The organism is Brucella pseudogrignonensis (genome assembly GCF_031454375.1).
Classification (GTDB): domain Bacteria; phylum Pseudomonadota; class Alphaproteobacteria; order Rhizobiales; family Rhizobiaceae; genus Brucella; species Brucella pseudogrignonensis_A.
The window spans coordinates 36,407-53,205 of record NZ_JAVDQT010000013.1 but is presented as its reverse complement, the minus strand read 5'-3'; the positions used below and the strand labels follow the sequence as shown (position 1 = coordinate 53,205).

The window sequence follows — 16,799 nt, the reverse complement described above, 5'->3', positions numbered from 1 at the left end:
CAGACTATAGAAGTGACAGCTAATCTGAATCAAAGTGACTGGTAGTCATTGTACGACTGCGGCGCAACTTATATTTTAGTCGCAATTCCCCCGCCAAAGTGTTCCGATTTTAACATTTCCACTTAAACTATCGACACAACGCAAAGACACAAGAAACTAGATAGTCAGCGAATAATCTATCGTTATTTTTCCCTCAATTTCCGACAGATCTGTAAGACCGCTTATAATTATCTTGAACTCATGTTTCCCGATGCCAATTCTTAAAGGCTTTGGAAAGCGAAATACCTTCGAATTTCCTATCCAACCTTTTGACAAAAGTTCTCCTAAATCGCTCAATTCAAAACCATATTCACTTCCGTTAGGCAGGCTCGTTGTATCAACAATCAACGAATTCACTTTTACTGGAAATGGCAAAAACGGTCGCGAATTATAAATCATAACTCCATGCTTAACTTTTTTCTCGAATGTACGATAATACTTCAATTATTTCCCCCGTTTTCCACATCTCCAACGAAGCGAAACTATGATCACAATGGCCACACAAATTGTTAAGGCCAGCGCCATTATTTCATTGGTGAACATCAACCTCGGCCTCGGCATCTTTTTGGAACTGAATTCTGATAACACGCGCAAACGATTGCGAATGCAATCATTAGCTACATAAAAACCAGAGCGAGTAGCCAACTTCTTTTAGCAAAAAAGCCCCGGATGCGTCCGGGGCTTTCAAATAAACTTTACACAGAATTAGAATTTATAACCAATACCGACTTTGAGTGTATGAGTCTTTGTTTCGAACTTATACTTCGCAACGTCAGTCGAAATAGACTTATCACCGTAATCACTGAAAGCGTATTCCGTACGCAGAAGCAGATTATCAGTTACAGCATACTCAACGCCACCGCCAACGGTATAGCCAGCTTCAGTCGACGACTTCTTAGCCGTTCCACTGATATCGCGTGCCTTATATTCGATGTCTGCCACAGCAAGACCACCGGCTGCGTAAATCAATGCACGGTCGATGGAATAGCCCAAACGAGCACGTAGAGCACCGTTGAAGCCAATGTCAGAATGAGTTGTTGCTGCACCACGGAAAGTATCGCGGCTATTCTTGCTGTCAGCGTAGTCGATATTCGCTTCTACACCGTATACAAAATTATCTGACGCGAAGTTGTAGCCGCCAAAGATACCGCCGACGAAACCGTCTGTGCCTTTAATATAACGGCGAGAAAACTGGTCACCGCCCAGATCGGACGCTGTGGCTCTGGTTGTATTGTCAAACATATAACCAGCCGACACACCCAGATAGCCGCCAGTCCAGCTGAAAGGTACAACTTCAACCACAGGAGCAGGTGGTGCATAATCCTGGATGGCATCAGCAGCAAACGCTGCAACTGGCAGTGACAGAACTACTGCGGCTGCGATGGGCGCGATTAATTTCATCTAACCATTCCTTATTTAATTTCAGTCGCGAATTTCTTAAGTCAAAAATAGTCAACAAATTCTTATTGGCAAAGCTCATAATGACAAATAATGAAATAGAATTGACACTGTGTCCTAATCGCCACACACTGAATTCGCTAGCCAAAAATCATTACATTTTTGAAACTCAAGAGTCTAGTTCAAGTCCCTATCAAAGGCATTTTGATTCATTCTGTTTCTTAGGTGCATCACTATATAGCCATAACAGGCAACAAGGACTATCGACCCACCGAGAACAGCTAAGGAGACATTAAACCAAAACATAATTACCCCGCAACTTGCAGGTAATTCTTATACGACTGTTACCTGCATGAAAAGACAGCGTGAGGGATAAAAATTGTTGAAAAATAGTATTTTGATATTCAGTTTCTTGCCTAGAAATCAAATTTTTTAGTCTAAGTTATTCGTGATCATCATTCTGTGTTACGAATAATCAAAAAGATGATATATTTTTCGGCAATGATCTATTCAGGGGAGGGGCGGCATGCCGAGTAGCGAGCATTTGAGTTGGGAGAACGGAATAATAGCTGCCATTGAAGAGCAACCAATCGCAGCCGAAATCCAGGCCGTTCATGGTATAAATGACGTTGACAACATCCTGTACGGCGACGTCTTACCGTTGATCCACAATACATCATCCCAACTCATCCCTGTCGAAGACGTAAAATCTTTTTTGGAACTCATTGGAAAATGTCCCATTCTTGATTTGAAGGTTATCGAAAGAATATTAGATGAACTCAAGAATGATCGCTTTGCTGTGTTAGGCTATAATATATCTTCTGATTGCTTAGTTGAAACCGATCCCTGGCAAAAGCTATATAGTTATTTAATAAAGAACGAACCTTTTATTGACAGATTGTTTCTACAAGTTTCGGAAACACGGCCACTTGGCAACGCATTTGGGTTAAAAAGAAAAATTCACCAGCTACGGCGCATGGGCGTTCGCATCGGAATTGAAAACTTCGGAAGCGGATACATTACGCCGTTGAGATTATTAGATTTGGATGTCGATCTCATAAAGATTGACCCGTCATTTGTCAGAAATCATCTTGAAAAGGTGGCATCTCTGGAAAGTATAATACAATTCGCGACCAGTGTTGCTCCCATTGTGGTTGTGAATGGAATAGAGACTGATCAGCAATATTCGCTGATAAAAGAACTGAAAGCATCACACGGACAAGGTTCGTATTTTTCCCAACCAATACGTTTCGACAGCGTAGATGCATATCCAGAAAAGATTTCTATCAAATCGTGACAGGATTATTGACGCTTTTATCAAAGGGTCATTTTAAAGCTATGCGTAAGATCGCTTCCAATGTTGAGTGCGTATGCCGGATGTAAATGCGAGGAATACCAAACACATCATCATTGGAAGTAACTCGTCTACTTGTTGTTGTCGTCGCGCTTTTATATCCGGCCTCTCGGGCAATTTGCCTGTGAACTGGATCATTTCCACCGTACGGATAGCAAAAATTTGATACTTTTGACCCCAGAATATCTTCTAGGGCGCCCTTGCAGTCAGAAATCTGCCGACGCGCTTCTCGGAAAGTTAATTGAGGGAGAAGGCAGTGATCCAATGTATGCGCGCCAACCTCGTGACCTAAGGCGTGCCACTGACGGAGTTGTGAGACATTCATACAAGGTGAGGGGGGAATCCCTTCTTTCGCGTCCCACACATTACTGCCGCCGATTTGATTTGATACGAAGTAATTTGTAGCTGTAAAACCCACTTCAGCTAACGACGGCGCTGCGTTCTCTAAGGTATTCAAGAAACCATCATCAAAGGTAATTACAACTATCTTCCCCTTTTTCTCGCCTATTAAATATGGCCATGCATCTCGTACAGAAAGCCCCCTGTAACCCAATTTCTTCAGCCAAATCATCTGGGAACGAAACTTGCGTGGATGTACAAAAAGTCCCCTATATGGAGCTGTTTTGTCATTCAGTTCAGCTATCTGGTGATATAGAAGAACGGGGACAGACATTAGTGACCAACTGAAATTAATTAATTTGGAAATGGGGGCTTTATGAAGTGCTATATTATTAACCTTGACCGAGCGCCAGAACGAATGCACCGAATGTCAGATCTTATGCGATCACATAAGGTAGATTTTGTTCGTTGTCCCGCTGTTGATGGCAAATATTTTACAGAAAGCGAGATTGTTTACTATAGAAGTCAACGCAGTCAGGGTAAACCACTGACCGTGGGGGAAATTGCATGCTCCGAATCTCATCTTTTGGCGTACCGACAAATCCTGAATGGAAACGATCAATACGCAGTTGTCATGGAAGATGATTTACATTTATCTGAAGACTTCGGCGATTTCGTCAATTCCTCTGACTGGGTTCCCGAGGGATCAGAACTCGTCAAAATTGAGACTGTGGATGAACCTACGCTTGTCTCAACGAGAGTAATCCAGGCAAAAAACAATCGTAAACTACGTCGTCTGAGCTATAAGCATTGGGGTTCGGGCGCGTATATCATCAGCAAAAGTGCCGCTAAAAGAATGCTGAACGAGTATAGGCCCGGATCAACTCCAATCGACGATTATCTCTTTGATCCCAGCGTGACGTCATTTTCTCTATGGCAGCTTCAACCCGCTATCGCTATTCAAGACGTGATTTTAACACCAAGCAAAGGAACAACTGCGGGTTTTCTCGAAAGTGAGATCGAGCTGGAGCGAAAGAAACAACCGCGTTCGAAGCGTAAACGGATTGGTGCAATTGCTATCCTGAAAAGAGAAACAATTCGCGTTGTGCGTAAAAATGGAAGTCGTTTGATATTCCTTTGGAAAATGAAGGTCTCAAGAACAGTTCAAAGAATGAAAATAGATTTCAGAGCATAGAATGCCGGTTGCCTTTAAACCATATAAAAAAATTTGAGGATCTAGATATTCAATTTATTGCAAGAATGGTTTATTTTGAAACACTAAGCAATTTTTTAATCTTAACTAAGCCCCAGATCGTTTTATATTTTACGCTACATGAATAGATAGTGGAATAGAACGGACTGTAACCTGTTCAAGCTAGTGTGATAACAATGGGCCCCGACGCACTCCCTACGCCGGGGCAGTGCCTCGACGCAATGCGCACAAATCGCCAAGTCACTTGGTCTTTATAAACCAATCAATTAAAAATGGAACTCTAGCTTCTTTAATCGCTTAAGACAATTGATCGCAATTTACTACACAAGGCCGTCGTTACTGATTAGGAAGTCAGTAAGTGCCAGTGCTGCTCTCGAAGAGGGGGCTTCGACCCTCAACATCATCTCTCGCAAAGTTAAAATGAAAAAATATAGGTTAGCCGCATGTTGTGGGTGCCGCAATTCGATCAAAGACAGATACATGCCGGTTGCAAATTGCTTACACAGTACCTTTTGTCTTCTCCATTTTGGCACATGCTTGATAACCGCCAGCGCAAAATCTTAGAAGTGGGCCAGTTAACGGGCTATCATTCAAAGCCTTCACCAGGCTGACGATCTCCGATCAGAATTTAAGCGAAGTCACTCTCGAAACGACTAACTTGAGAACAAAAGAGAACCTCAAAGGAACCGAGGCAATCCGGAATCCGAATATTGACGACCTTGAGTGAAAACCAATCCACGCATCTGCTTTTACTTAGTGCTGTGAAAAGAAAGGCCTCGGAAGACAGAAGTCTTTCCGAGGCATGCACACCCTACAGGCGGGGGGCTTGGGATGGGTGTGCGGAACCAACATATATGCTTCGCCACAGTGAATGAAGCGGCCGTTTGATAACATTGTTTTAAAGAATGTAATATAGATAAAGACGGTCTTTTCATAATATTATTGCCGTCACGAAAATTAAAAAGTTAGAAGATTGACACTATATAATATACAATTACAATAATAATGAGCTATATAGAATATCTTTGTTGGCAGTAAGTCTTTTAGATTACATTTTGATAAAAAGTTAGCAATGATCGCATAATATGTATTATGGAATAATATATCTTTAGTAACTTAAATTCAGATATTACTATAGATAAACTTGCAAAATACGTAGTCCAAATCAAACCATCATTCCTAATGAGCCATTGCTTCAGACATCGCTGATCTATTGCGCCAATAATATTTAGAACTATAACAAAACCCCGCCTGAGCGGGGTTTTGTTATCCTACATTTATCCGAACGTCTCATCGGTTAGTACGCTGTCACTTACGACAAATGTATATTTGCTGATGTCTTCTAATCCTATGTCTGATATTTTGACGTGAAGCTTTTTTCCACTGTCAAGTAGATAACTTTCAATTAAAGTGTGGTCATCCGATAGATCAGAATAGTCATTTTCACCGACAGCTTCGCCAATAAAATTGGCAACGTCTTCTTGTAGAAAATCAAGGTCAATCCCCTGCGCAACAACACAGTATAGAGTCTCGTCCTCGAAGCTTACATTATTATCGACCTGCATAAAATTCATTTTCTCTCACCACTTTCCACGCTTACCGCGCATGTTCTCTGTGAATCATGATTGCCTTTGTTAAAGGACAAGCATTATGCACCAATGTATCCAGTATATTTCAAAAATCTTTATTTGACAAATCTGTTTTTTTGATTTTCCTAAATAGAATCAGTTACTTAAAATAAAATGTAAAACCCTGAATTCATCAAACACCATAATTTTGCATATCTTATAGACTTTCCTATTATCGATGTTCATTTCCTATTTGATCATTGTTTAGCAAAATCTATTTATTTCACGCGTTCTTTGAATTGAAGCAGACGTTATAAGACGATAAAGTCGTCGGAACGGCTTTAAATCGAGACAAACTGCTTTTAAGAGGCTCTGGTTTGTCAGCCTCTTGAAAGAGCATTCGCTGAAACTTTTTGATTAGCTCGTGGATGCGGTCACGCAATTTGTGATTGGCGGGTACAATAAGAGAAGTTACGCTCTGTCTTCCCAATCCTGGGGCAACTGATGCAGGATTTTGTAATCAATCTCTTGCCGCTTAAGCTCCGCATCAAGTGCTACGCGCAGTTTTTCCGCTTCTGGAGCGTGCGCATCGACTTCTTCTGAGATCTCGACTTCATAAAAAAACGCTTGCTCCAGCTCGTCTCGAAAGATCATAAAGACCAACGAGTCTGGGTCATACTGATCGAGCAAAACCGCAAAAATTTGCCCCTCTTCGTCTCTGCGCAGACAAACAGTAATTTTGTGTGAGTTTGACCGAACACTGATCATGCACGATTCCTCCAGTCACGGGGCAACCTGTCCAGAATTTCCAAATTATAATGGTACGCCCCACCCTCCATCATATGTCTTAATTGCATAGCCTTTTCGTCCACGCGGTTAACCGGCTCGGTGTCAGCGATATACAAGAGCTGTATGTCGTTGTGAGCTCCATCAAATGTCAGAAAACGCGTGCGATCGTCTTCGTAAAAGTCGAGCAATACCGCGAACACGTCCTCGCGATATTTTTTGTGTCTACGGAAACAGACTTTTTGCGGATTTTCGGTGTTAAAATTCGCCATTTTTGGGAAATTCCTCTTATTGAAACTAGAGAAATTTTGGCAATAAAAAACCCCGCATAAAGCGGGGCTTAACATGAATGTTGGACTGGGCTTTTAAAGCAGGGGTGGCGCTTTAGCTTCAACATCCACGTATTCGTTTACTTTACAACAATGTGCGCCTAACGCAAGGTCATTACCCCAGACGCTGTTTAGTGGCTTTTGGTTGTTTCATTCACCGCTAAAGGCCTACCTAATATTCGCCGAATATCTTTCTGCATAACTAATAAATTGGATCACTTTCGCTATCCTGTCTCGAAATCTGCTCATTCTTCTCTTTGTAAACATGTCTTGTGCTGTTTTCTAAAGGATAGAGCATCCAGTGCAGCTCGTTTCGTTGGCTCAATTAGACGCGATCGCTCTACATTCACTTTCCGCTGCTTCTCATATTGACTGGCAAAACCCTGGCTCGTGTTCCGATGACACTTTGGATTTCCAAAAGCCGACTTCGTGAATTTCAAAAAACAAGTAAGAACAGTTTCAGTGCTCGGCATCCGCTTACATGCGGAAGCAAGGCGCTTTTCATAGTACTGAACGCAACAATCTGATGACGCTTTGAATATCAATTGCATTCATTAGCGGCAGGCTTTCCAGACAAGATCATCTCAAAAGTTTTGACTTGATCGTCTTAAGCAGATCGCTGAGCAATAGCGGGCATTACGGTTAGAGCTAAAGCTGTAATGATCAAATTAAGCATGATGCGGCTTAGCAGTTAGATCAACACCAAGCGCACGCATAACAGCGAGCGTTGTCTTTAGAGTTGGATTGCCGCGTTCACTGAAAGATCTGTAGAGCTGCTCACGCGACAGGCCCGTTTTCTCTGCAATTTCTGACATGCCTTTTGCGCGCGCGACGACGCCGAGCGCTTTTGCGATATAAGCTGCATCGCCGGTCTCAAAAGCATCGGCCATGAAGAAAGCAATTTCTTCGTCGTCAGTCAGCGCAGCGGCTGGATCATACGTTGTCAGTTTTTCAGCCATTTTCTTCACTCCAACCTGATGCCAATCTTTTCGCGGTTGCTATGTCACGTTTCTGCGAACTTTTATCGCCTCCACACAAAAGCACTATCAATACGTTGCCGCGCTTCTGAAAATAAACTCGATAGCCGGGGCCATAATGTATGCGCAGTTCGCTTACGCCCTCGCCTACGGGCTCAACGTCTCCCGGCAATCCTTCAGCTAGACGCATCAAACGCGCAGCAATAATGGTTCTTGCTCGTTTGTCGCGAAGCCCTGTTTCCCATTTCTGGAAAACCGATGTCTGTTGAATCTCGATGACCATATCACACCTGTAGTTTTAAAACTACACTAATTCAAGGGGTACGTTCAGAGAGATGGCTCTCGTCAAAATGGATTCCGGCCTTCGCTTTGCGTGCGGTAATCGCCAGCATTTCGTCCTGCTCTGCGCCGCAAATGCCTTTTGCTGTCCAGATCTTGCGCAGTTGATTAATGAGCTCGGATTCATCGTCCATTTTTACATGCTCCTGATTTTCGGGATATTAGCCTCATAGGGCAATAAAAAACCCCGGATAAACCGGGGCTTATGTTACTTGAATAAAGTTATCGTCCTTGCCAAGATCTCATTGACAGTATCATCCGGAAGCTTCTCAATCAGCTCTCCTCGAAATTCTTCAACATTCATAACTCGTGGCATGTCAGACCGCACAAAGCCGCCCGTTGCTGTGTTCTCAAGCTCTACCGCGAATGCATTTTTTTGAAACTTTTGTTTAATAACAGGAACAACAATTGCCAATCCAGACACACTATTATAAGCGTATGGAGAAACAACAACGACTTCAGATTGAGTGCGTTTGCTGTCATTATTTAAATACGATATGCGATAAACATCGCCACGTTTTACTTTTTCCATAATCACCCCCCTACAACAGTTGCATTGATGTAATTTAGTTCTTCATCTCCAAGATCATCAACTTCTGGAAATTCTGAATTTGCGAGTAATTCATCGAAACGATATTCAGGAAGAGGATCTGCCATAATCTGAATACGGCCATCCTTAAATTCAATGCCGCACCTTTGACCCGCCACAATGCCGCTCTGGTCTAAAACGAAAGGAGGGATGGCGACCATCGTGGATCCGCCGACTTTGCGAATACTTGTTTTAAACATATCTACAACCCTGTTGTCACGGAATATAATTATACAAATAATATAACTCTAGCGATAAAAAGAAACAAGGACAAAATAGTTATACATTGATATATGTTCAGAGGATGTCAGAAATTTTTCAATATTTTTAATGCCATCCTATTAAAGATGGCTGGCTCCCTAGCTCTGCTGAAGCAAATGCAAACTGATCTAAATTTTCTCACGTCTGCTGATTTCACGAGCCACGGTTTGGCGTGAAATTCCGAAAATCTCCGCTATCTCTTCAAAACTTCTGCCTGCTGAACGCATCGCTACAGATTCCCTGATCTGAATTGAACTCATTTTACGTTTTCGGCCCAGAACAACACCACGTTCCTTGGCGCGCGCCAGCCCTTCAGCTGTTCGCTCTTTAATAAGCGCACGCTCAAACTCCGCTAAGCCCGCAAAAATAGTGATTATTAATTTGCCTGCCGCTGTTGTCGTGTCCAACCAACTATCTGCCAGCGACTTCAGCGAAACGCCACGCTCATCTAAATCCTTCATAATTCTCAGAAGGTCGATTGTAGATCGAGCAAGGCGGTCAAGGCGGGTTATAATTATAGTGTCGCCCTGCCCGATCGCAGCCAGAAGTTTCTTAAGCTCTGGCCGAGCAGCGTCTGCTCCCGACTTTTTCTCTTTATATATAACAGTGCATTCCGCCGATTTTAAAAGCGCAATCTGCCCATCCAATTTCTGATCAAGCGTCGAAACACGCGCATAGCCATAAATCACAAAATAATCCCCATTTTTCATGAGCATTTTTGGACCTAGTTTTTGAACCTATCAACGGCTTGTTTTCGTTATCCCCAATCAGGTAGTCCAAAACTTAAGGTTTTTGGACATCATCAGGAACAAAACACGAATCTTTTTCTTGACTTCGATTCTGAGGTGTGAGTCAATAGATACAGCTGGAGGTGGAACCAGCTGCAATACCCCCTTAACTTATATGAGGTATCTTATGCGTCCTTTAGCTTACATTATTGCAGCATCCGCCCTCGCCCTAAGCGCGACGGCTGCAACGGCTGCACCTTCAATTTCTGGTATCGCTGGGTGCATTTTGAAGGAAAACACGAAGCTTGGTACTGACAAGTGGGATGTTTACATCGACACAGACTATTCAGGGAACATTGGCGCTGGCACAAAAGTCAATGCGTGTAATTCAGCTGCCAAAAACATCTTTTACGGGCAGTTCGCATCAGCAAACGATGTAAACAATGCGTTCGCTCAGATTGAACAAGAAATGTATCAGGCGATTAAAAATGAGATTACTGGCAGCAGACAGACATTCACACTTAATAGCCCAGATCCAGCGATAACTGCTGGTAAGGTTGTACTGACTGCTGAAGGTAAGCGAAATACAGGCTTTAATGGCATAGTTAAACAAAAAGAAAAAACTAGCGTCCAAAATGGCGGTCTCGATCTCACTTCTCTGAGAAATACGTTTAACTAAAAACACTGTCTCCTTATGTGTGTAAATTGCCGCCCTCCGGGGCGGCTTTTTTTATGCAGCTTGACGCGCGCAAACATTATAGCGCCGTAGCAAAAGCTGCGTATGTTATATTTTCATATAATTCTATACAAAATATGCAGTGATGTACTTACATTCGTATTCTCATCACTTTATTATATCCAAAGTAAAACTTGTGACTGTGGAGATTTAGGATGAAGAAAAGTGAATACAAAAGAAATTTGCTCGTATCCACCGCGCTGATCGGTGTTGCGTTTGCGATGTCAGGCGCTTCTGCGCGCGCTGATTGCGTGCAAGTGGGTACTTCTACAAATTACACCTGTACGGGTACAATAGCAGGTACAAATGGAAAACAGATATGGAGTGGCTCGCTCAACGGCGATGCGCAAAATATCGGTATGGGCAGCACCCAAACAATCGGTGATACAGACCGCTCTGCTATCGTCACAGGAAATGTGAATGGACAAATTGAATCCAAAAATTGGGTTCAAAACGGCAACAATCTTTTAACTATTGCCATCGGCTCGATGAAAAATCAGCTCGAACAGTTTTACGATTTCGCTTCACGAATAAGAATATGGAATACGGCTGGAAATGGAAGTGTTGAAACAACACTTTCTATTAAAGATGAGTTAGTCTCATCGCAGGGCGGTATTATTGTAACGCAAAATGCGACCGATAATTTATCAGCTGGTGGCAACGCTCGTTTAGACAATAATATCACAATAAAAACTGGCAATATTTACACCGACAGCAAGGGTCTGGAAGTTGTAAAAATTGATCAGATTGTCCAAACAAACGGTGTTAACAAAATCGGTGGTGACATTACAGCTGATATTGAAGTGGGCGACATTACTGCTGTTGGCCGTTCTTCAGGCGGCAGCGGTTCAGATGGAATCAAGTATTTTGGAAATGTTGTAAACGGATCCGCTGTCGATGAAAAAGACAAAGTTAAGACTGGATCTTCCTATGTTTCTGTAAAAACAGGTGACATTAACGTTACGGGTTCGGCTATCGATGTGTACGCTCACGCATATGAGAACTCTAATGTTGTTATCAAAACAGGAGATGTGGAAGGCGACATTGGCGTTAGCGGTCGCTCAGGAATTTCTTATACAAAAAATAGTAATGTAGAAATCTCTGCGGGTAATGTTAAAGCTAAATCTGGAATCGCGTTATCTGCGAGTGCAAATGCTACAGACAGTGCTCAATCGAAGATTACTGCAAAAGATTTGCAAATCAACGGCTATGGCGCGTCCGTTGAAGCCGTTGCTTACAAGACTAACACGTATCTTAAAGTTGATAATGTTACAGGCATAAACACTGAAGCAAGCAATGATTACGCTATTAACAATTACAACGATGGTAAAACATCTGCTTCAAGTGAAATAGAACTTGGAAATGTAACCGTTAATTCGTGGGGTTTTTACTCTACAAACAGAGCTAACGGTAATACTAATGCAGAAAACGTTGCAACTTCAGAATTAACAGCTGTATCCATAAATGCTGTTGATAACGGCGTAATTTTAAGCAACAGTGCTTTGAACGGGAATTTAAATTCTCAAGCTAATGTCAATGTAGACATTGGCTCCGTAACTTCAGGCGGAAGAGCTGTTGACATACGCAATATGTCAGATGGTGACGCTAATCTTAATGTTAATATTGGTTCTGTTGTTGCAGGCGGCAAAGGCGTTGAGCTTTACAACTCTGCGAACGGTAGCGGCAATCTCGATATTAATTTGGGTTCAATTAGTTCTGTTGGAACTGCTCTTGAAATTACAAATTACCAATCGAATCCAGGTTCAAAGGTAGTCGTAAAAGGCACCGGCGATATTATTTCGCAAAGTGGAAACGGCGTTGTTATTAACTCCACTGGAGCTGACATAGACTTTTACGTAGATCGCTACATAAAGGGCGGTGGCACACACGCTATACGTTTGAATACGTACAACAACGCAAAAGCCAATCTCATTCTGTCAGCGGGATATGAAATTGATGGCTCTGTGCGCGCTCTTTATTATCAGGATTCAACCCTTACTCTGAATGCAAATGAGGCTATGTCATTCGATTTATCAAAAATTGATAATAGCTCAGATGCGTTCTATTACGGCGATGGAACGGCCAATATCTTCACAAATTTCGGCATTCTAAAAAAGACAGGGGCTGATGTTCTGACCCTAACTGGCAGAAATGGCGGAATAGATGCCAATACATTCCTACAATTTGGAATAGAAGAAGGCACTGTGCAGTTAGACAATAATATTGTCCAGGCTGTCAAAACAGACATTGCTAAAAACGCTGTTCTAGCGATTAATGGCAACTCCAGCTTGTATGCAAACTCGGACTATTGGGGTGCTGTTTCTCTTTCAAATTCTGGCACAATCACAATGTCTAACGGCAAAGCAGGTGACACGTTTAGCGTCATCGGCAACTACGCTGGCATCGGCGGCACGCTCGTTTTGGACACGGTGCTCGGTGGCGATGAGAGTGAAACCGATGTGTTTGCGGTTGCAGGAGACACGTCCGGTCAGACTTATGTCAAAATGAACAATCTCGGTGGTTTAGGCGCTAAGACGGTAAACGGGATCGGCGTGATTTACGTTGGTGGCGTGTCGGCTGGCACTTTCGATCTTCTTGGTGATGTTGTTTATAACGGACGCCAGGCGGTTGTTGCGGGCGAATATCTCTATGCGCTTGGTCGAGGTGCTGGGGATAATTCTGGTAACTGGTATTTGACCTCTGATGTAAGGGATAAGCCAGTTGATCCGGTAGACCCAGTAGACCCAGTCGATCCTGTGGACCCTGTCGATCCGGTTGATCCAGAAGTTCCGGTTATCCCGGTTGACCCTGTGGACCCAGAGCCGCCCGTGGTTCCAGTCGATCCGATTGATCCTGAAGTGCCGATTATACCTGAACCAGTCGATCCTGAACCAGGCCGTCCTGTCGTCGCTCCAGGTGTTCCTAGCTACGAAGCCTTGCCACAGAACATGCTAATCGCGAATAGCTTGCCTACCCTTCAGCAGCGCGTTGGCGATCGTTATTGGTCTTCAGAAGGGAGGCTGATGATCGATACTGGAGCTCTTTCAGCAAACAAATCTGGCTGGTGGGGTCGTGTCGAAGGCGAGCACGGCGACATTAAGTCAGCAATCACCACTTCAGGAACGGATTACACTTATAATAAATTTAAGATGCAGGCTGGAACCGACATGCTGCTTTACAATGGTGATAACGGCATCCTAATCGGCGGATTTACAATGCATTACGTCAATTCAGCGATGAAGACGTCTCTGCGTGGCGAAAACGGCTATGGTTCGGGCAAAATCACAACTTCTGGCTACGGCGCTGGATTGACGGCGACATGGTACGGCAACAATGGCCTCTATGTTGACGGTCAGCTTCAGGCAACATGGTACTCTTCTGACATTGATGCGGGTGGTCGATCAATGGCATCTAGCATTAAGGGGATGGGCTATGCAGCCTCTGTTGAGGTCGGAAAGCGCTACGATCTGAAGAATGGCTGGGTGATCACTCCGCAAGCGCAGATCCAATATAACCGCGTCAAGTTTGATCCGTTTGTAGACACATACGGAACGACTGTCTCGCATAATTATGCAGACAGCCTTGATGGTCGTCTTGGCGTTTCAATTACAAAGGAAACGGTCAAAAAGGACGCAAAAGGCAAGGTTAAAAGCCGCACGAAGGTTTATGCGGCAGCAAATGTGCATCAGGAGTTCAGAAAGGGATCTAGTATCCGCGTTGGTGATTCAGACTTCAACAATCGTCGCGATCGTACACGCGCCAGCATCTCAATCGGTGCGCAACACACATGGGGAAAGACGAGGTATAACGAAAACGACACGTACACAATTTTCGGAGAAGCGAGAGTTGAGAAGTCGTTGACGTCCAGCTCCTACAGCGCCGGTGCCTTTGCGGGCTTTAAGATTAAGTTTTAAGGAGGTTTAAATGTCTGCAAATGCTTATAAATTGGCGGTGCATGGCATCACCGCCTACGATCTGATCTCCGGAAATGCTCTGCGAAAGATTGCGAACATTCTGTCGCCGGAAGAGATTGCTGAAGCGACACACAAGCACAGCAGTTACATTATTTGCCTCGAAGATGGTAAGCATGTTAAGTATCTAAAATGTCATCTCAAAAGGCTCGGTATGACGCCGCACGAATACATCACAAAGTGGCAACTTCCGAACAATTATAGTTTTGTTGCAAGAGCATCAGTAAAAGGCCGAGGTAAAAAAGCATGGCGCTCACGAAGACGTAATGCAAAGCTCGCTTGATAAAACAAAACCCCGCTGTAGCGGGGTTTTTATTGAACTATGCGCATTCTATTAACTTTAACTTTCTTAATTACATCTTCTAAGATGCCGTGTGGCGTTGCTTGTTTCATTGAGAGAAAAAATAAGGTCACGATCGACTTCAAAATCATCAAAATCTTTGACCAGAATTCCACACAAATCGTGATCTTCGAAATCGATTGTGTGAGACGCGTCATACTTTTTGCTATTCATTTCTATAAATCCTTATTATTGAAATAAAACTTAATGTGCGCGTCTTGCTGATCTCCACCGGAGGTGTGAGGCCAAAAAGTAAAGCCCAGCAGAAACGCAAATGCGCTAATAATGAGCGCAGCTTTCAGATACTTATTCATCGATAAGATCCCTCTCTGAAACACTTGCAAGCGCGATGTCTTTTGCTGTTAAAATCTGCGTTTGAATCCGCTCGCCTGTTTTGCTGGATGAGACGTGTTCATATTTGTTTGGCACAAAGAATTTGTTGGCAACAATTGAAGAAGTGACGAAAACGGAGAACAGAATTATTACAAACATTCCTGTTGTCATTGTTGCTTTAATGGCTTTTTCGAAGTTGTCTTCTACTTTTTGTTGTTCAGTCATTGTCATTTCCTTCCCTGCATAATGGATTAGAGAGCGTCGGCACGAACGCCGTTAATCACGCATTTCGAGAGATCTGGGAGAGTTCCAGGAACAAAGTTGGTCGCGCAATCAAGTGCGTCATAAGACTGAGCCTTAAAGCTCTCTGCGTGCTCATATGCAGTTCTTGCGCTCATCGCCGCACCTGATGCGGCAATGGAACCGACAAGAACGAATACTGCTGCTATGTAAGTCGTGATTGACATGAGGGGCTCCATTCATCTCTCTAATCTATATAAAATATAATATTATATATATGTTATATGTCAACGATATTTTCATATAAAATGAAGAATTATAATCAGCCCTTAAATTGGAACAGAGGACATAAAAAAGCCCCGCAATTGCGGGGCTTTTGGGTAGGAATGCTGCTTAATCTTTTGTGCCGAGACCCTGTTTTTTGGCGTTCTTCGTTCTCTTGTCAGAAAGCTCTTTGCATACCATTGGGTAATTTTGTGGCAGCTTCCATCTGTTTTTGTATTCAGCTTCTGTGATTCCGTACGTTTCACTAAGATGGCGTTTGAGCGAGCGAAAAGAACGACCGTCTTCTAAACAGATTAGGCGATCGGGAAATTCGGATTGGTCAATTGGAACAGCAGGATTGCTAGTGTCGCGTAGAGGTGCGTATTGTTTGTGTATTTTATTTTCGAGTGCAGCGCAGATGCGGCGGAAGAGCTTTTGGGCTTGTTCTTTGTTGATTTCTCCGGCTTCCAGCGCGCCAAAAGTGATGTCATTGGCTATGGAAATGAAGGTTGAACCATCCATGTTTTGAATTGGTTTACGTGCCATCCCGGCGTCCTTTCATTATAAATGCTTTTGAATGCATTTGTATGGCATGTCGGTTAGCAGAGTCTAGTTTTTTGGGGGTTTTGAACTACTCAATGTTTTTGATTGCTTCATTCGCAGCAAGGCTCACGAAAGTGCATGGCGCAGGTTCTTTAAGTGTTGGTAAAAAGGTAAATAATAATATATAGGATTTTACCAACACTTCATTTAAGATTTGGCGTGAAACTCAAAATACCTAGAAGAAAAATGACGGAATATAGGTTTTATGACCCTAAACGTCAGAAGTGCTACAAGCCATTTATGAATACCATCCGAAATGATACTATGAATCTGGTACTCTCTGAAATTTTTCGACACAGTTCTTTTGATTTTCACGCAATCTGCATGAAAATTACAAAGTTATGGCGTGTTTAGATAATGCAGATACTTAAGACTGCGATTTATTTTTTCTT

At 43.0% G+C, this 16,799-nt stretch carries 19 protein-coding genes; 5 read left to right on the top strand and 14 right to left on the bottom strand.

The features are described 5' to 3' along the window. Positions 1-744: 744 nt before the first annotated feature. Positions 745-1,440 carry an outer membrane protein gene (locus tag J2782_RS21705; protein WP_310016129.1) on the bottom strand — a complete coding sequence of 232 codons (696 nt, stop codon included), beginning with the start codon at positions 1,438-1,440 and terminating at the stop codon, positions 745-747. A gap of 523 nt (positions 1,441-1,963) precedes the next feature. Here J2782_RS21705 and J2782_RS21700 point away from each other — a divergent pair. Continuing rightward, entirely contained in the window at positions 1,964-2,734 is a 771-nt protein-coding gene (locus tag J2782_RS21700; protein WP_310016128.1) for an EAL domain-containing protein, read from the top strand. 28 nt (positions 2,735-2,762) lie between these two features. Here J2782_RS21700 and J2782_RS21695 read toward each other — a convergent pair whose 3' ends face one another. Next, entirely contained in the window at positions 2,763-3,464 is a 702-nt protein-coding gene (locus J2782_RS21695) for a polysaccharide deacetylase family protein (protein ID WP_310016127.1), read from the bottom strand. A 42-nt stretch (positions 3,465-3,506) separates the two neighbouring features. Between J2782_RS21695 and J2782_RS21690 the strand changes: the two genes are divergently transcribed. After that, positions 3,507-4,325, top strand: a complete 819-nt coding sequence (locus J2782_RS21690; protein WP_310016126.1) for a glycosyltransferase family 25 protein — start codon at positions 3,507-3,509, stop codon at positions 4,323-4,325. A 1,295-nt stretch (positions 4,326-5,620) separates the two neighbouring features. On the opposite strand, the gene J2782_RS21685 is transcribed toward J2782_RS21690, so the two are convergent. From J2782_RS21685 to J2782_RS21645, 9 genes are all read right to left on the bottom strand, one after another. Continuing rightward, positions 5,621-5,917, bottom strand: coding sequence for a hypothetical protein (locus tag J2782_RS21685; RefSeq protein ID WP_310016125.1), 297 nt, complete (start codon positions 5,915-5,917; stop codon positions 5,621-5,623). 465 nt (positions 5,918-6,382) lie between these two features. After that, on the bottom strand, positions 6,383-6,679 hold the full coding sequence (locus J2782_RS21680) for a hypothetical protein (RefSeq protein WP_310016124.1): 297 nt from the start codon (positions 6,677-6,679) through the stop codon (positions 6,383-6,385). Next, positions 6,676-6,969, bottom strand: a complete 294-nt coding sequence (locus tag J2782_RS21675) for a hypothetical protein (RefSeq protein ID WP_310016123.1) — start codon at positions 6,967-6,969, stop codon at positions 6,676-6,678. The genes J2782_RS21680 and J2782_RS21675 overlap by 4 nt, the downstream gene beginning before the upstream one ends. Positions 6,970-7,694: 725 nt before the next feature. Further along, positions 7,695-7,985 (bottom strand): addiction module antidote protein, encoded by a 291-nt coding sequence (locus J2782_RS21670; RefSeq protein WP_310016122.1) that lies wholly within the window; start codon positions 7,983-7,985, stop codon positions 7,695-7,697. After that, positions 7,978-8,286: a type II toxin-antitoxin system RelE/ParE family toxin gene (locus J2782_RS21665; protein ID WP_310016121.1), complete on the bottom strand. Its 309-nt coding sequence runs from the start codon at positions 8,284-8,286 to the stop codon at positions 7,978-7,980. Before J2782_RS21665 ends, J2782_RS21670 begins: the two co-directional genes overlap by 8 nt. A gap of 31 nt (positions 8,287-8,317) precedes the next feature. Next, complete coding sequence (locus J2782_RS21660) at positions 8,318-8,476, bottom strand: hypothetical protein (protein ID WP_310016120.1); 159 nt, start codon at positions 8,474-8,476, stop codon at positions 8,318-8,320. A 74-nt stretch (positions 8,477-8,550) separates the two neighbouring features. Continuing rightward, positions 8,551-8,874 carry a type II toxin-antitoxin system PemK/MazF family toxin gene (locus J2782_RS21655; RefSeq protein WP_310016119.1) on the bottom strand — a complete coding sequence of 108 codons (324 nt, stop codon included), beginning with the start codon at positions 8,872-8,874 and terminating at the stop codon, positions 8,551-8,553. A 2-nt stretch (positions 8,875-8,876) separates the two neighbouring features. Continuing rightward, positions 8,877-9,131, bottom strand: a complete 255-nt coding sequence (locus J2782_RS21650) for an AbrB/MazE/SpoVT family DNA-binding domain-containing protein (protein WP_310016118.1) — start codon at positions 9,129-9,131, stop codon at positions 8,877-8,879. Between the two features lie 189 nt (positions 9,132-9,320). Beyond that, positions 9,321-9,908, bottom strand: coding sequence for a recombinase family protein (locus J2782_RS21645; RefSeq protein WP_310016117.1), 588 nt, complete (start codon positions 9,906-9,908; stop codon positions 9,321-9,323). A 199-nt stretch (positions 9,909-10,107) separates the two neighbouring features. On the opposite strand from J2782_RS21645, the gene J2782_RS21640 reads away from it, so the two are divergent. The 3 genes from J2782_RS21640 to J2782_RS21630 all read left to right on the top strand — a co-directional run bounded on the left by J2782_RS21640 (position 10,108) and on the right by J2782_RS21630 (position 14,910). Further along, on the top strand, positions 10,108-10,599 hold the full coding sequence (locus J2782_RS21640) for a hypothetical protein (protein WP_310016116.1): 492 nt from the start codon (positions 10,108-10,110) through the stop codon (positions 10,597-10,599). 212 nt (positions 10,600-10,811) lie between these two features. Next, complete coding sequence (locus J2782_RS21635; RefSeq protein WP_310016115.1) at positions 10,812-14,570, top strand: autotransporter outer membrane beta-barrel domain-containing protein; 3,759 nt, start codon at positions 10,812-10,814, stop codon at positions 14,568-14,570. A 10-nt stretch (positions 14,571-14,580) separates the two neighbouring features. Further along, complete coding sequence (locus J2782_RS21630) at positions 14,581-14,910, top strand: MucR family transcriptional regulator (protein WP_310016114.1); 330 nt, start codon at positions 14,581-14,583, stop codon at positions 14,908-14,910. Between the two features lie 363 nt (positions 14,911-15,273). Here J2782_RS21630 and J2782_RS21625 read toward each other — a convergent pair whose 3' ends face one another. The 3 genes from J2782_RS21625 to J2782_RS21615 form a co-directional block, all read right to left on the bottom strand. Continuing rightward, positions 15,274-15,525: a hypothetical protein gene (locus tag J2782_RS21625; protein ID WP_310016113.1), complete on the bottom strand. Its 252-nt coding sequence runs from the start codon at positions 15,523-15,525 to the stop codon at positions 15,274-15,276. 26 nt (positions 15,526-15,551) lie between these two features. Continuing rightward, positions 15,552-15,767, bottom strand: coding sequence for a hypothetical protein (locus tag J2782_RS21620; RefSeq protein WP_310016112.1), 216 nt, complete (start codon positions 15,765-15,767; stop codon positions 15,552-15,554). Positions 15,768-15,933: 166 nt separating this feature from the next. Further along, entirely contained in the window at positions 15,934-16,350 is a 417-nt protein-coding gene (locus J2782_RS21615) for a MucR family transcriptional regulator (RefSeq protein WP_310016111.1), read from the bottom strand. Positions 16,351-16,799: the final 449 nt, after the last annotated feature.

What these genes read in the sequence shown, in the direction of transcription:
- J2782_RS21655 (WP_310016119.1), bottom strand. Translation starts at nt 8,874, where the DNA reads ATGGAAAAAGTAAAACGTGGCGATGTTTATCGCATATCGTATTTAAAT.
- J2782_RS21630 (WP_310016114.1), top strand. Translation starts at nt 14,581, where the DNA reads ATGTCTGCAAATGCTTATAAATTGGCGGTGCATGGCATCACCGCCTAC.
- J2782_RS21620 (WP_310016112.1), bottom strand. Translation starts at nt 15,767, where the DNA reads ATGTCAATCACGACTTACATAGCAGCAGTATTCGTTCTTGTCGGTTCC.
- J2782_RS21665 (WP_310016121.1), bottom strand. Translation starts at nt 8,286, where the DNA reads ATGGTCATCGAGATTCAACAGACATCGGTTTTCCAGAAATGGGAAACA.
- J2782_RS21635 (WP_310016115.1), top strand. Translation starts at nt 10,812, where the DNA reads ATGAAGAAAAGTGAATACAAAAGAAATTTGCTCGTATCCACCGCGCTG.
- J2782_RS21660 (WP_310016120.1), bottom strand. Translation starts at nt 8,476, where the DNA reads ATGGACGATGAATCCGAGCTCATTAATCAACTGCGCAAGATCTGGACA.
- J2782_RS21685 (WP_310016125.1), bottom strand. Translation starts at nt 5,917, where the DNA reads ATGAATTTTATGCAGGTCGATAATAATGTAAGCTTCGAGGACGAGACT.
- J2782_RS21615 (WP_310016111.1), bottom strand. Translation starts at nt 16,350, where the DNA reads ATGGCACGTAAACCAATTCAAAACATGGATGGTTCAACCTTCATTTCC.
- J2782_RS21675 (WP_310016123.1), bottom strand. Translation starts at nt 6,969, where the DNA reads ATGGCGAATTTTAACACCGAAAATCCGCAAAAAGTCTGTTTCCGTAGA.
- J2782_RS21695 (WP_310016127.1), bottom strand. Translation starts at nt 3,464, where the DNA reads ATGTCTGTCCCCGTTCTTCTATATCACCAGATAGCTGAACTGAATGAC.
- J2782_RS21705 (WP_310016129.1), bottom strand. Translation starts at nt 1,440, where the DNA reads ATGAAATTAATCGCGCCCATCGCAGCCGCAGTAGTTCTGTCACTGCCA.
- J2782_RS21680 (WP_310016124.1), bottom strand. Translation starts at nt 6,679, where the DNA reads ATGATCAGTGTTCGGTCAAACTCACACAAAATTACTGTTTGTCTGCGC.
- J2782_RS21690 (WP_310016126.1), top strand. Translation starts at nt 3,507, where the DNA reads ATGAAGTGCTATATTATTAACCTTGACCGAGCGCCAGAACGAATGCAC.
- J2782_RS21700 (WP_310016128.1), top strand. Translation starts at nt 1,964, where the DNA reads ATGCCGAGTAGCGAGCATTTGAGTTGGGAGAACGGAATAATAGCTGCC.
- J2782_RS21645 (WP_310016117.1), bottom strand. Translation starts at nt 9,908, where the DNA reads ATGCTCATGAAAAATGGGGATTATTTTGTGATTTATGGCTATGCGCGT.
- J2782_RS21670 (WP_310016122.1), bottom strand. Translation starts at nt 7,985, where the DNA reads ATGGCTGAAAAACTGACAACGTATGATCCAGCCGCTGCGCTGACTGAC.
- J2782_RS21640 (WP_310016116.1), top strand. Translation starts at nt 10,108, where the DNA reads ATGCGTCCTTTAGCTTACATTATTGCAGCATCCGCCCTCGCCCTAAGC.
- J2782_RS21650 (WP_310016118.1), bottom strand. Translation starts at nt 9,131, where the DNA reads ATGTTTAAAACAAGTATTCGCAAAGTCGGCGGATCCACGATGGTCGCC.
- J2782_RS21625 (WP_310016113.1), bottom strand. Translation starts at nt 15,525, where the DNA reads ATGACTGAACAACAAAAAGTAGAAGACAACTTCGAAAAAGCCATTAAA.